This is a genomic window from Bifidobacterium mellis, from assembly GCF_000967265.1.
Taxonomy (GTDB): Bacteria; Actinomycetota; Actinomycetes; order Actinomycetales; family Bifidobacteriaceae; genus Bombiscardovia; species Bombiscardovia mellis.
Genome location: NZ_KQ033885.1, coordinates 1,266,361 through 1,280,892 on the forward strand (window position 1 = coordinate 1,266,361; position 14,532 = coordinate 1,280,892).

The following is a 14,532-nucleotide window of genomic DNA, read 5'->3' on the forward strand; positions in this document are numbered from 1 at the left end:
TTTTAGCCTCGGATGCTTCTCTGCCGGAAAAAGCTGGGCGAAAAGGCCGAAAATTCCAACATGTGGTCATGACCAACCCGTCGATGCCCGCAATCACTTGAATAAAACTATGCAGATGCGATCAGCCAAGTTGATGAAGGAACGAGAGTTCGCGGGCGCCCGTGCTCTCTATCGTGCCGCTGGCGTCAAGGGTGAGGACTTCGGCAAGCCCATCGTGGCCATCGCCAATTCCTTCTCCGAATTCGTGCCCGGCCACGTCCACCTGAACAAGGTGGGGCGTCTGGTCTCCAAGGCCGTCAAGGAAGCGGGAGGCATCCCCCGCGAGTTCAACACCATCGCCGTGGACGACGGCATCGCCATGGGTCATACCGGCATGCTCTACTCTTTGCCCAGCCGTGACCTGATAGCGGATGCCGTGGAGTACTCGGTCAACGCCCACTGCGCCGATGCCCTGATCTGCATTTCCAACTGTGACAAGATCACCCCCGGCATGCTCATGGCCGCTCTGCGTCTGAACATCCCCACGGTCTTCGTCTCCGGCGGCCCCATGGAGGCCGGACGTACCGTCATGCCCGACGGGACGGTTCAAGAGAGCACCGATCTGATCGACGTCATGTACGCCTCGGCGGATGACAGCATCGATGATGCGGGTCTGCTGGCCCTGGAGAAGACGGTCTGCCCAACCTGTGGTTCCTGCGCTGGCATGTTCACCGCCAATTCCATGAACTGCCTTACCGAGGCCATGGGTCTGGCCCTGCCCGGAAACGGCACCACCCTGGCCTCGCACACAGCGCGGAAGATGCTCTTCGAGCGGGCCGGCAAGCTGGTCGTCGAAATCGCCAACCGGTACTACCAGGATGACGACGACTCGGTCCTGCCGCGTTCCATCGCCACCAAGAAGGCCTTCGAAAACGCCATGACCATGGATGTGGCCATGGGCGGATCAACCAACACCGTCCTGCACATCCTCGCCGCCGCACAGTCTGCGGATGTGGACTTCACCCTGGACGACATCGAGCGTATCTCCCACACGGTCCCCTGCATCTGCAAGGCCTCTCCCTCCGGAGACTGGGAGATATCCGACGTCCACCGGGCAGGTGGCATCTGCGGCATCCTGGGCGAGCTGGACCGTGGCGGGGTCCTTCACCAGGACACGCATTCCATCGACTACCCGGACCTGGAGTCCAAGCTCAACGACTGGGACATCATGCGACCCACCTGCCTGGACGAGGCCAAGGAACTCTATCACGCAGCGCCCGGACACATCACCTCGCCCGAGCCCTTCAACCAGTCCAAGGAGTGGGAGGACCTGGACACCGACCGCGTCAACGGCGCCATTCACGACCTGGATCACCCGGCCGTCTCCGAAGGCGGCCTGGCCATACTGCGAGGCAATCTGGCCCCCGATGGCTGCGTGGTCAAGACCGCAGGCGTGCCCAAGGAAATCTGGAACTTCCGCGGACCGGCCCTGGTGGTCGAATCGCAGGAGCAGGCCGTGGAGGTCATACTCAACGGCACCCTGCACAAGGGTCAGGCCCTGGTCATCCGTTACGAGGGACCCAAGGGCGGACCAGGCATGCAGGAGATGCTCTACCCCACCTCATTCGTCAAGGGCAAGGGCATCGGCAAGGATGTGGCCCTGCTGACCGACGGCCGCTACTCCGGCGGCTCATCAGGCCTGGCCATCGGCCATATCGCTCCTGAAGCAGCCAACAAGGGCCCAATCGCCCTGATCCGCAACGGCGACATGATCCGCATCGATATCCCCAACCGGCGTGTAGACGTCGAGCTGAGCGATGAGGAACTCGCCCAGCGCCGCGCAGAGCTGGAGGCCGGCGAGGGATACGTAGCCCACAGGGACCGCAAGGTCTCCCTGGCGCTGAAGGCCTACGCCGCCTTCGCCCGCTCGGCAGACAAGGGCGCCACCCGCGACCCGGATCTGATCAACCAACTGTCGGGTCTGGACTGATAAACCAAAATCCCCCGATCGGGCTCCCACTCGATTGGGGGATTCTTTGACTCTTCTGAAGTAAAGTCCAGGTGCTCAGAGACCGTATTCCTTGGAGATTACCTCCCAGAGCGCCTGGGCTGCCTTATCCACGCTGTCGTTGACTATGACCCGGTCGAACTGATTCTCTGAGGCCAGCTCCACCTTGGCGGTCTCCAGCCTGCGGGCCCGCTGTTCCTCATTTTCGGTCCCCCGCATGTTCAGCCTGGTAACCAGGTCCTGGAATGAGGGCGGTGCCAGGAAGACGTAGAACACTTCCAGGCCCAGCTCCCCCGCGCGTTGGCGGACACGATGCGCCCCCTGCAGATCAATTTCCAGAATTGTGGGCACCCCTGCCGCCAGATGATTCAGAACCGGCTGCAGCGGGGTGCCGTAGTGGGACATGCCATGGACCAGCGCTGTCTCCAGAAATTCTCCGGCGGCCTCCCTGCGGGCAAACTCCTGCTCATCCATGAACCAGTAGGTGATGCCGTCCTTTTCGCCCGGACGCGGCGCCCGGGTGGTGGCCGAGACGGAGACCCAGACTTCCGGGTGGGCATGGCGTAGGGCCGCCTCCACAGTGCCCTTGCCTACGGCCGTGGGCCCCGTCAGCACGATCAGCCGGCCGCCCGCCTTCCTTGGACCTCCGGTCTGTTCTCCCGAAGAATCCTGAATCGACATGTCGGCACCGTTGATCGCTGACACGGCCACTTCCTTTCCTAAGGGTCATCCTCCGGCATATATGGACCGGAACATGGGTCAATCATATAGCCAGTACCTACCTGGCCTTCTCCAACTCCAGCAGCCGCTCCGCATGTTCCTGGATGCTCATGACCTCGTAGTCGTCCTTTTTGACCACGTCAATGGCCATCAGGGCGGCTGAGAACTCGGTGATGGTGGTGAACTGTGGCAGATCGGCGGCTATGGCGGCCACGCGGATCAGATAGCCGTCAGAACGCGAGCCCCTGGAACTGGGCGTGTTGAGGATCATGTCGATGGACCCATCCTCAATAAGCTGGACGGGATTGCGGCCCATGTGTCTGACCCCGTCGGCATCCGTGAAGGCCCGACCCTGTTCTTCGCCATCGCTGATCTTGTCGACAACGGCCACATCGAAGCCATACCGGCGCAGGACTGAAGCCGTGCCACTGGTGGCGCAGATACTGAAGCCCTGCTCCAGTAGACGGGCGGCCAGCATGGGCAGCTGGCGCTTGTCCGAATCATTGACCGACAGGAAGGCGACCCCACCGGTGGGCAATCCTCCCTGGTAGGCGGCCAGCTGGCTCTTTGCGAAGGCGTGCGGAAAGTCCCGATCGAAGCCCATGACCTCCCCGGTGGAACGCATCTCCGGTCCCAACAGGATGTCCACGGTCCGACCCACCGGAGTGCGGAAGCGTTTGAAGGGCAGGACGGACTCCTTGACCGCCACAGGCTGGCCGACACGGACCATGCCACCGTCGCCGACGGGCAGGAGCAGACCATTGGCTCGTTGCTGGGCGATGGACTCCCCCACCATGATCCGCGCCGCGGCCTTGGCCAGTGCCGTACCCGTGGCCTTGGAGGCGAAGGGAACGGTCCTGGATGCGCGGGGATTGGCCTCGATCACATAGAGGGTGTTGGCCATGAAGGCATACTGAACATTGATCAGTCCTTGGACCCCGCAACCTTGGGCTATAGCCAGGGTGGCCTGCCGCAGCCGGTTGATCTGGTCGTCGGAGAGGGTTGAAGGCGGCAGGGTGCAGGCGGCATCGCCGGAGTGGACCCCGGCCTCTTCCACATGCTCCATGATGCCGCCGATGTAGAGCTCCTGCCCGTCATAGAGGGCATCCACGTCTATTTCGATGGCATCCTGGAGGAACTTGTCAATCAGCAGAGGCGAGGGCAGCCGGCCGGAGACCACCGTATCGGCCTTGGCCTCATCCAGGGCGCGATCCACGTAGGTGGCCAGCTGCTGGTCATCGTAGACGATCTCCATGCCTCGTCCGCCCAGCACGTAGGAGGGCCTGACCAGAACCGGGTAGCCGATGGCATGGGCCGCTTCCCTGGCCTCATCCAAAGAAAGAGCGGTGCCGTACCGTGGAGCGTTGAGGTGCTCCTTGCTGAGTACCTGCCCGAAGAGCTCGCGGTTCTCGGCCAGGTCGATGGACTCGGGGCTGGTGCCAAGGATGGGCACCCCGGCCGCCTTGAGCCTGGCCGCCAGGGACAGGGGGGTCTGACCGCCCAGCTGGACGATGACACCCTTGACCGGTCCCATGGCCTTCTCGGCCCGGTATATCTCCAGAACGTCCTCGAAGGTCAGCGGCTCGAAGTAGAGCCTGTCGGACATGTCATAGTCGGTGGAGACCGTCTCGGGATTGCAGTTGACCATGATGGTGTCATAGTCCTTGCCCAGCTCCTGGACGGCGTGCACGCAGGTGTAGTCGAACTCGACCCCCTGGCCGATCCGGTTGGGGCCCGAACCCAGGATGATGACCGCCTCGCGCTGACGGGGTCGCAGCTCGGACTCGTCGGCGTAGCAGGAGTAGTAGTAGGGTGTGACCGCATCGAACTCGGCTGCGCAGGTGTCCACAGTCTTGTAGACAGGATGAAGACCGAAGGCCCAGCGAAGCTCCCTGACAACCGCCTCACCCTGGTCTCCCATGCCGCGCAGGTGGGCGATCTGCAGGTCGCTCAGTCCTGATTGCTTCGCCCGGCGCAGCAGGTCATCGTCCAGGACCTCAGATTCGCGCACCTGAAGGGCCAGGTCATTGATCATGCTGATCTGTTCCAGGAACCAGGGATCGATCCTGGTGGCCTGGTGGACCTGCTCCACAGTGGCTCCGCCCCAGAAGGCCCGCTGGATCTGCAGGTAACGGTGCTCGGTGGGGGTGTGCATGGCCTCCAGCAGCCGATCCGTTTCGGCCTGGTCGGGCCGGGGGCCATCCCAGGAGAAGGTCATGTGCCGCTTGTCGATGGAGCGCATGGCCTTGCCCAGGGATTCACGGAAGTTTCCGGCCAGGGCCATGGCCTCGCCCACGGACTTCATTGAGGTGGTCAGAGTCGTGTCCGCCCCGGGGAACTTCTCGAAGGTGAAGCGCGGGATCTTGGTGACCACATAATCAATGGTTGGTTCGAAGGAGGCAGGCGTTGAGCGGGTAATGTCGTTCTCGATCTCATCCAGGGTGTATCCCAGGGCCAGCTTGACCGCGATCTTGGCGATGGGGAAGCCGGTGGCCTTGGAAGCTAGGGCCGAAGAGCGCGAAACACGGGGATTCATTTCGATGACGATGATCCGGCCGTTCTTCGGGTTGACGGCGAATTGGATATTGCAGCCGCCTGTATCCACCCCCACGCCGCGGATGATGGCGATGCCGATGTCGCGCATGCGCTGATATTCCCGGTCGGTCAGGGTGAAGACCGGAGCCACGGTGATGGAGTCACCGGTGTGCACGCCGACCGGGTCCACATTCTCGATGGGGCAGACCACAACCACATTGTCCAGGCGGTCCCGCATGAGCTCCAGCTCATACTCCTTCCACCCCTCGATGCCCTCCTCCAGAAGAATCTCATCGGTAGGCGAATAATGGATGCCAGCGCCGGCGATCCGCCTCAACTCCTCGCGATCGTGCGCGATGCCCGAGCCCAGGCCGCCCATGGTGAAGGATGGACGAACAACCAGGGGGTAGCCCAGTTCGGCGGCCACTGCCTCGGCCTCATCCAGACTGTGGGCGATGCGGGACTTGGCCGACTCGGCACCGGCCTGGTCCACCACCTGCTTGAAGAGCTCGCGATCCTCTCCCCTGTCGATAGCCTCCAGCGAAGCGCCGATTAGCTCAACCCCATAGCGCTCCAGCACGCCAGCCTTGCCCAGCTCCACGGCAGCGTTCAGAGCGGTCTGGCCGCCCAGGGTGGGCAGCAGCGCATCAGGCCGCTCCTTGGCGATGATCCGCTCCAGGAAGGGCAGGGCGATGGGCTCAATGTAGGTGGCATCGGCCATCTCGGGGTCCGTCATGATGGTGGCGGGATTGGAATTGACCAGGATGACACGAATCCCCTCTTCGCGCAGCACCCGGCAGGCCTGGGTCCCCGAATAGTCGAACTCGGCCGCTTGCCCGATGACAATGGGCCCCGAGCCGATAACCATGACTGAATGGATGTCCTGCCGCTTAGGCATGTGCCTTCCCTTCCCTGGCGTCCTGCATCAAAGTGACGAACCTGTCAAACAGATAGGAGGCATCGTGCGGACCAGCCGCCGCCTCCGGATGGTACTGAACGGAAAAGGCCGGAATGTCCAGACACTCCAGACCCTCGACCACGCCGTCGTTGAGATCGACGTGAGACACCCGGACACGGCCATATCGGCCTTCACCGTAGGGTGAGGGGACTGGGTCTCCCTTGGGTGCCTTGACTGCAAATCCGTGATTATGGGCGGTGATCTCAACCTTGCCAGTGCTGAGATCCATGACCGGCTGATTGATGCCGCGATGACCGAATTTCAGCTTATAGGTCTCGAAGCCCAGGGCACGGCCTAGAAGCTGGTTGCCCAGGCAGATGCCGAAGAATGGCAGTCCGGCATCCAAAACCTGCCTGAGGAGCGACACCTCCTCGTCCGCGGTCGATGGGTCGCCTGGACCGTTGGAGAAGAAAACCCCGTCAGGCCGCAGGGCCTTTATCTGCTCGATGGTGGTGTCGACGGGGAGTACGTGGACCCTGCACCTGCGCTCAGCCAGCCTGTGAGGGGTCATGGACTTGATTCCCAAATCCACCGCTGCCACCGTGCAGACAGGCTCTTTCGTCTGACGGTCTCCGACTGGTTCGACGATATAGGACCTGTCTGTGCTGACCTCGCCGGTCAGATGGGACCCGGTCATCTTGGGGGCCGAACGGACCTGATTGAGGAGTTCCTGCATGGTTCTGGGCCTACCGCCGTCGTTGAGCATTGGGTCCGGGCCTGAAAAAATACCGGCCCGCATGACACCTGCAGAACGCAAGTGTCGCACGAGCCGGCGGGTGTCTATGTGACTGATACCGACGATGCCCTGATCGACCAGCTGGTCATGGAGACTGCCCCGGGCCCGCCAGTTGCTGACGTTGGGGCTGGGTTCCCGGACTACATATCCTGCCACCCAGAACCTGTCTGACTCCCCGTCTTGGTCATTGACACCGGTATTACCGATGTGGGGGAAGGTCTGCACAACGATCTGCCGAGCATAGCTGGGATCCGTCAGGGTTTCCTGATACCCCGTCATTCCGGTCGAGAAAACAATTTCACCTATGGTAGTGCCCACCGCTCCGAAGGCTCTCCCCACATACACTTCCCCATCCTCAAGGATGAGCAAGGCACGATTGGAGAAACGGCTATCGGAGGTGATGGTGTTGGTGTCTTTCAGGTTCACCGAACCCCCTTGTTTACCGCGGATATTCGCACCCATATTAATGACCCCCATGGATTATGCCGGCAGACCCAGCCAAAAAATGGTTGGTCAAATCTTGCAGGATAGACCGCTGGTCAACCAGTCCGAATAGGGCAAAAGGCCGACCTGATGCCCTGATAGTTAGCGGGCATCGGTCGGCCTTTATCCGAATCATTGCTCAGTTGCCTGAAGGACGATCCACATCGGAGGTCAGTTCCTCCGGCAAGGTCAGTTTCAGCTGGTCCAAGCTGGGGGCCGACTGATCAACAGTATGGTCAGGAACCTGACCGGATTCCCCTCCTTCGGATCCACTCGCTGCCGATTCCGACTCGCTGTCAGCATGGGCGTCCTCGGAGGAAACGGGCTCGGAGGTTACGACCTCTGCTTTTGCTTTATCGGATTCATCATCCGAAACATCTGCATCGGCCTCGGCATCAGCCAGGGCAGCAATTCGATCGGCTTGCTCACGACGAGCCTGATGCTCATCCTTCTCCTGCTCCAGGGCGCTGAGAACGCCGTGAATGAAGGAGGGAGCATCGGCATCCGAAAGTGTCTTGGCCAAGGACAGGGCCTCATCGATGGCCACCTTGTCAGGAACCTCGGGGTTGTAGAGCATCTCCCAGGCGGCGATACGCAGAATGTTGCGGTCAATGGCATGCATCCGGCTCAGCGGCCATCGGGTGGAATGGGTTTGCAAAGCCTCATCGATATCTCGACGATGCTCTGCCACACCCTCGACGATGGTCACCGCATAAGCAGGCAGAGGTGTCTGAGCCCCAGGCCGAACCTTGCGCTCTTCCAACAGGGAAAGGAAATCCTGGCTCTTCTCATCGGCCTCATACAGGGTATTCAAGGCCCGCTTGCGGGCTGTGGAACGTGCCATGGATGTGTGGTTTCTGCCTGACTCAGTTCTCGCGGCCCAGGTAGGAGCCGTCGCGGGTGTCCACCTTGACCTTCTCGCCCTCGCCTACGAAGAGGGGCACCTGAATCTCGGCACCGGTCTCCACAGTTGCAGGCTTGGTGCCGGCGTTGGAACGGTTGCCCTGCACGCCGGGCTCGGTTGCCGTCACGGTCAGCACCACGGACGCAGGCAGCTCCACGGACAGGGGGTTGCCGTCATGGAAGCTGATGATGCAGTCGGTGCCCTCAAGCAGGAAGCGCTCCTGATCGCCGACCAGGGCCTCGGGGATGTTGACCTGCTCATAGGTGTTCATGTCCATGAAGACGAAGGAGTCCCCGTCGCGGTAGGAGTACTGCATGGTCCGGTTGTCGACGGTCTCGAAATCCATCTTCATGCCCGCATTGAAGGTGCGGTCCACAATCTTACCTGTGAGGACGTCCTTGATGGTCGTGCGTACAAAGGCCGGTCCCTTGCCCGGCTTGACGTGCTGGAACTTGATGACGGTCCAAAGCTTGCCATCCAGGTTGATGACCGATCCGTTCTTGATGTCGTTGGAAGTCTGTGCCACCTTGATACCACCTCATTCTGATGAACGTTCCTTCGGAGGGCTCCTGGCCATCTGCCGAAAGCACCGGGCCACACAGGATCCGGCCCGCTCGCGATAAATCCTCGCCTATTATGCCACGGCGCATGAACACCGCGGCTGGTCCGGCGGCGAAGTCTGCCGGATATGGGCAGGGCCCGGAATCACAGGAAGGATTCCGGGCCCCGTCATTGGATCGTGTCGATAAGCGACAGGCAATCCTACTCGATGATCTTGGTGACTCGACCTGAGCCGACCGTGTGGCCGCCTTCACGAACAGCGAAGGTCAGGCCCTCCTCCATGGCGACGGGCTGAATCAGCTCGACGGAGAAGGTGGCGTGATCGCCGGGCTGAACCATCTCCACGCCCTCGGGCAGGGTGATGACGCCGGTGACGTCGGTGGTCCGGAAGTAGAACTGCGGACGGTAGTTGGAGAAGAACGGCGAGTGGCGTCCACCCTCGTCCTTGGTCAGCACGTAGACCTCGCCCTCGAACTTGTGGTGAGGGGTCACGGTGCCAGGAGCAGCCACAACCTGACCGCGCTCGACGTCCTCACGGCCGATGCCGCGCAGCAGCAGACCAGTGTTGTCGCCGGCCTCAGCCTCGTCCATCTGCTTGTGGAAGGTCTCGATGGAGGTGACGGTGGTGGACTGGGTGTCACGCAGGCCGACGATCTCCACGTTGGTGTTTACGGGCAGCTTGCCGCGCTCGACACGGCCGGTCACCACAGTGCCGCGGCCGGAGATGGTGAAGACATCCTCGATGGGCATCAGGAAGGGCTTGTCCAGGTCGTGGACCGGGGTGGGGATGTAGTCGTCGACGGCATTCATGAGATCCTTGATGGTCTGAACCCACTTGTCATGGTCGGGAGCATCGTCATGCAGGGCACCGTAGGCGGAGGTGCGGATGACGGGGCAATCACGGTCGAAGCCGTTCTCGTCCAGCAGATCGCGGACTTCCTCCTCGACCAGCTCGATCAGCTCTTCGTCGTCGACCATGTCGCACTTGTTCAGGGCGACCAGGATCTTCGGCACGCCGACCTGGCGGGCCAGCAACACGTGCTCACGAGTCTGGGCCATGGGGCCGTCGGTTGCGGCGACCACCAGGATGGCGCCATCCATCTGAGCAGCGCCGGTGATCATGTTCTTGACGAAGTCGGCGTGCCCGGGGCAGTCCACGTGGGCGTAATGGCGCTTGGCGGTCTGGTACTCGATGTGCGCGATGTTGATGGTGATGCCGCGCTCCTTCTCCTCAGGAGCAGCGTCGATCTGGGCGAAATCGTACTCGGGGTTGACGTCCGGGTACTCCTCATGCAGCACCTTGGAGATGGCCGCGGTCAGGGTGGTCTTGCCGTGATCGACGTGGCCGATGGTGCCAATGTTAACGTGCGGCTTGGTCCGCTCGTACTTTTCCTTTGCCATTGTGTTTTGTCCTCCTGGACGTCTCGTAGGTTGCCTGCGCGAACCACGCACAGAGCACTCGCTACATATTACTGGGTTATCGGGTTCTTTGCCACTTTTGCCCTCCGCCCAGTCAGCGCTACAAGAGTGTAACGCCGACTTGTGACAGAAGAGCCTTTTTGCGCGGGCCCGCCGTGGCGGCGGACCGGACCGGCATTACTCGCCTCGCTGGGCCTTGATGATCTCGTCGCTTACGGTCTTGGGAACCTCAGCGTAGGAGTCCATCTGCATGGTGAACATTGCGCGGCCCTGGGTCTTGGACCTGAGGTCGCCGATGTAGCCGAACATCTCCGACAGGGGCACCTTGGCATCGATGACCTTGACGCCGGTGGCGTCGGTCATGGACTGGATGGAGCCACGACGGGAGTTGATGTCGCCCATGACGTCGCCCATGTACTCCTCGGGAGTACGGACCTCGACGGCCATGATGGGCTCGAGGATGACGGGCTTGGCCTTGGGAGCGGCCTCCTTGAAGCACATGGAGCCGGCGATCTTGAAGGCCATCTCCGAAGAGTCGACCTCGTGGATCTGGCCGTCGGTCAGGGTCGCCTTGACACCCACGACCGGGAAGCCTGCCAGCACGCCGGACTCCATGGCCTCCTGCACGCCCGCGTCGACCGAGGGGATGAACTCCTTGGTGATGTGACCGCCGGTGACCTTGTTCTCGAAGATGTAGGATTCACCCTCGGAAGTATCCAGGGGCTCGAAGTTCATGAGCACCTTGGCGAACTGGCCGGACCCGCCGGTCTGCTTCTTGTGGGTGTATTCCTGGTTCATGACGGGCTTGCGGATGGTCTCGCGGTAAGCCACCTGGGGCTTGCCCACGTTGCACTCCACATGGAACTCGCGGCGCATGCGGTCCACCAGGATGTCCAGCTGGAGCTCACCCATGCCGGAAATCAGGGTCTGGCCGGACTCCTCGTCCGTCTTGACCTGGAAGGTGGGATCCTCCTCGGAGAGCTTCTGCAGGGCGATGCCCATCTTCTCCTGGTCGGCCTTGGTCTTGGGCTCCACGGCGACCTCGATCACAGGATCGGGGAAGGTCATGGATTCCAGCACCAGCGGTGCCTTCTCGTCGCACAGGGTGTCACCGGTGGTGACGTTCTTGAGCCCGACGAAGGCGTAGATGTTGCCGGCGATGGCCTCGTCGACCGGATTCTCCTTGTTGGAGTGCATCTGGAAGAGCTTGCCGACGCGCTCCTTCTTGTCCTTGGTGGAGTCCAGGACCGTTTCGCCCTGGGCCACCTTGCCGGAGTAGACGCGCACGTAGATCAGCTTGCCGTAGAAGGGGTGGGTGGCCACCTTGAAGGCCAGGGCCGAGAAGGGCTCGTCCACGGTGGGCTTGCGGTCGATCTCGACGGACTCGTCGCCGATCTTGTAGCCCTTGATGGCCGGCACGTCCTCGGGGCTGGGCAGGTAGTCCACGACCGCGTCCAGCATGGGCTGCACGCCCTTGTCCTTGAATGCGGATCCGCAGAAGACCGGGAAGGCCGACTGCTCGATGGTCATCTTGCGCACAGCGCTGCGGATCTCCTGCTGGGAGATCTCCTCACCGCCCAGATACTTCTCCAGCAGATCCTCATCCGACTCGGCCACGGCCTCAAGCAGCTCGGTGTGGTACTGCTCGGCCTTGTCCTTGAGGTCGTCGGGGATGTCGATGGTGTCGTACTTGGCGCCCAGATCGGCCTCGTCCTTCCAGTAGTAGGCCACCATGCGCACCAGGTCGACCACGCCGTGGAAGTCGCTCTCAGCGCCGATGGGCAGCTGCATGACCAGCGGCTTGACACCCAGCTTGTCCTTGATGGTGTCCACCGAGTAGTAGAAGTCGGCGCCCAGCTTGTCCATCTTGTTGATGAAGCAGATGCGGGGCACGCCATACTTGTCGGCCTGACGCCAGACGGTCTCGGACTGGGGCTCCACACCCTCCTTGCCGTCGAACACCGCCACAGCGCCATCGAGCACGCGCAGGGAGCGCTCCACCTCGGCGGTGAAGTCCACGTGGCCGGGGGTGTCGATGATGTTGATCTGGTAGCGGTCCTCAGGATCGTGGGACTGGCGGTTCCAGAAGGCCGTGATGGCGGCGGAGGTGATCGTGATGCCACGTTCTTTCTCCTGGTCCATCCAGTCCATGGTGGAGGCGCCGTCGTGGGTCTCGCCGATCTTGTAGTTGACGCCGGTGTAGTAGAGAATACGCTCGGTCGTCGTTGTCTTGCCGGCATCGATGTGGGCCATGATGCCGATGTTGCGGACCTTGGTCAGGTCCGTGAGCACGTCTTGTGCCATAATTCCTTGTTCTCGCTCTCTTGGATTACCAGCGATAGTGGGCGAACGCCTTGTTGGCCTCGGCCATCTTGTGGGTGTCCTCGCGGCGCTTGACCGCGGCACCCAGGCCGTTGGAGGCATCAAGGATCTCGTTGGCCAGCCGCTCCGACATGGTCTTCTCACGACGGGCGCGGCTGTAATCGGTCAGCCACCGCAACGAGAGCGTATTGGCGCGGTTCGGCTTGACCTCGACGGGGACCTGATAGGTGGCACCGCCGACACGACGGCTGCGGACCTCCAGGCTGGGACGAATGTTGTCCAAGGCGCGCTTGAGCACGGCCACAGGCTCCTGGTCGGTCTTCTCCTTGACCTGCTCCAGGGCGGTGTAGACGATGTTCTCGGCGATGGACTTCTTGCCGTCCAGCAGGATCTTGTTGATCAGCTGGGCCACCACGGTGGAACCGTAGATGGGGTCGGGCAGGAGCTGGTGCTTTTTGGCTGGTCCTTTGCGTGACATGTGTTACTTGGCCTTCTTTGCTCCGTACAGGGAACGGCCCTGCTTGCGATCCTTGACTCCCTGGGTATCCAGCGCACCGCGCACGATGTGGTAGCGCACGCCGGGCAGATCCTTGACACGTCCGCCGCGCACCAGCACGATGGAGTGCTCCTGCAGATTGTGTCCCTCTCCGGGGATGTAGGCGGAAACCTCGATGCCGGAGCTCAGACGGACACGGGCAACCTTCCGCAGAGCCGAATTCGGCTTCTTGGGGGTGGTGGTGTAGACACGGGTGCACACGCCGCGACGCAGCGGGCTGCCCTTGAGTGCCAAAGTCTTCGACTTGCGAGGCTTGGCCTTGCGCCCTTTGCGGACGAGCTGTTCAATTGTTGGCAACTGACTCTCTCCGATTCCTTCGATGAACTTGTCTTCGTTTGCACTGCGAGACCGCCGCACCGCAGCCGCAGTCGCTCCCAGGAGGAGAGATCAGCCACTGTCCACCGGCCCGATGGCCCGTGATCCTCCTGCCGGGCATTGCTGCCTGCACTCTTCGGATTCAGGGATATCCCGACAAGCTCACCTGTGACATAAGGCGTGCTGCCGGCACACACGTTGAAAAGTATATCACCCGGGCGGACATGGCCACGTTTTGCACTCGGAAGTATGCTCTGGGCTTTGCTCACTGTGGTACCGCACCGGAACCGTCAGTAGGAAAGGCTTGGAAGAGATCTGTAACAAATCCTTACGCATACCCGTATTCATGGAGTTGCATACTTGTATCCACAGATTAATAATCGCTTATCCGCCTATAACAGCTCCCTAATATATAGGTGTCTATATAGGTGTCGGAAAATACATAACTCAATCAGTAAATATCGATGCCGGAAACATAGCTGCCGGTGTCCGGGGACGTAAGTGCCGGCATCCGGTGACACAAATGTGATTGTCCGGTTGTGATCTGGAATTCGTGGATGGCCAGCCGTCTACCTGTCCTCCTTCTCAAGAGCCTGCCGAATGTAGTCGCGCAGGATCAGGGCATGGTTGACGGCTGGATCCTTGGCCGCATAGACCAGTGTCGTCCGATCGTGTTCGCGCACAATGCTCAGCAGATCCTCCAAGGCAGGATTGTCATCCAGCTCAGTACGGTACCGGCGGGCGAAGTCCTCGAAGCGGTCAGGATCATGGTGCCACCAGCGTCGCAGGTCCGGACTGGGTGCGACATCCTTGAGCCAGCCGGACAGGGCTGCCCGCTCCTTGCTGACGCCACGTGGCCAAAGCCTGTCGACCAGGATGCGGACCCCGTCCTCATCGGCGGCCTGCTCGTATACGCGCTTGATATCCACCTGACCCATCATCTGCCTCCTGAAACCAGGAACCCGTGTGATTCATGACTCCTTGGACCATGATATTGACCGAATCGGCATTACGGAAGAGGCAGTGACAGCCATAC

The 14,532-nt window shown here is 61.5% G+C and carries 11 protein-coding genes; 1 reads left to right on the forward strand and 10 read right to left on the reverse strand.

From position 1 onward, the window contains the following. Positions 1 to 109: 109 nt before the first annotated feature. Positions 110 to 1,969: a dihydroxy-acid dehydratase gene (gene ilvD / locus JF70_RS05405; RefSeq protein WP_045935555.1), complete on the forward strand. Its 1,860-nt coding sequence runs from the start codon at positions 110 to 112 to the stop codon at positions 1,967 to 1,969. Positions 1,970 to 2,044: 75 nt separating this feature from the next. Here ilvD and gmk read toward each other — a convergent pair whose 3' ends face one another. From gmk to JF70_RS05455, 10 genes are all read right to left on the reverse strand, one after another. Continuing rightward, entirely contained in the window at positions 2,045 to 2,668 is a 624-nt protein-coding gene (gmk, locus tag JF70_RS05410; RefSeq protein WP_045936170.1) for a guanylate kinase, read from the reverse strand. Positions 2,669 to 2,765: 97 nt separating this feature from the next. Beyond that, on the reverse strand, positions 2,766 to 6,140 hold the full coding sequence (gene carB, locus JF70_RS05415) for a carbamoyl-phosphate synthase large subunit (RefSeq protein WP_045935556.1): 3,375 nt from the start codon (positions 6,138 to 6,140) through the stop codon (positions 2,766 to 2,768). After that, positions 6,133 to 7,362, reverse strand: a complete 1,230-nt coding sequence (gene carA / locus JF70_RS05420; RefSeq protein ID WP_045935557.1) for a glutamine-hydrolyzing carbamoyl-phosphate synthase small subunit — start codon at positions 7,360 to 7,362, stop codon at positions 6,133 to 6,135. Before carA ends, carB begins: the two co-directional genes overlap by 8 nt. 196 nt (positions 7,363 to 7,558) lie before the next feature. After that, complete coding sequence (gene nusB / locus JF70_RS09300) at positions 7,559 to 8,263, reverse strand: transcription antitermination factor NusB (RefSeq protein ID WP_045935558.1); 705 nt, start codon at positions 8,261 to 8,263, stop codon at positions 7,559 to 7,561. Positions 8,264 to 8,285: 22 nt separating this feature from the next. Next, on the reverse strand, positions 8,286 to 8,849 hold the full coding sequence (efp, locus tag JF70_RS05430) for an elongation factor P (protein WP_045935559.1): 564 nt from the start codon (positions 8,847 to 8,849) through the stop codon (positions 8,286 to 8,288). A gap of 236 nt (positions 8,850 to 9,085) precedes the next feature. Beyond that, positions 9,086 to 10,285, reverse strand: a complete 1,200-nt coding sequence (gene tuf / locus JF70_RS05435) for an elongation factor Tu (protein WP_045935560.1) — start codon at positions 10,283 to 10,285, stop codon at positions 9,086 to 9,088. A gap of 195 nt (positions 10,286 to 10,480) precedes the next feature. Further along, positions 10,481 to 12,607: an elongation factor G gene (gene fusA / locus JF70_RS05440; RefSeq protein WP_045935561.1), complete on the reverse strand. Its 2,127-nt coding sequence runs from the start codon at positions 12,605 to 12,607 to the stop codon at positions 10,481 to 10,483. A gap of 25 nt (positions 12,608 to 12,632) precedes the next feature. Beyond that, the gene (gene rpsG / locus JF70_RS05445; RefSeq protein ID WP_015022140.1) at positions 12,633 to 13,103 is read right to left on the reverse strand and encodes a 30S ribosomal protein S7; all 471 of its coding nucleotides are present in this window, start codon (positions 13,101 to 13,103) and stop codon (positions 12,633 to 12,635) included. A 3-nt stretch (positions 13,104 to 13,106) separates the two neighbouring features. After that, a complete protein-coding gene (gene rpsL / locus JF70_RS05450; RefSeq protein WP_015022141.1) occupies positions 13,107 to 13,478 on the reverse strand; it encodes a 30S ribosomal protein S12 in 372 nt (123 codons plus the stop codon). A 587-nt stretch (positions 13,479 to 14,065) separates the two neighbouring features. Beyond that, positions 14,066 to 14,434 carry a DUF488 domain-containing protein gene (locus JF70_RS05455; RefSeq protein ID WP_045936171.1) on the reverse strand — a complete coding sequence of 123 codons (369 nt, stop codon included), beginning with the start codon at positions 14,432 to 14,434 and terminating at the stop codon, positions 14,066 to 14,068. Positions 14,435 to 14,532 lie beyond the last annotated feature (98 nt).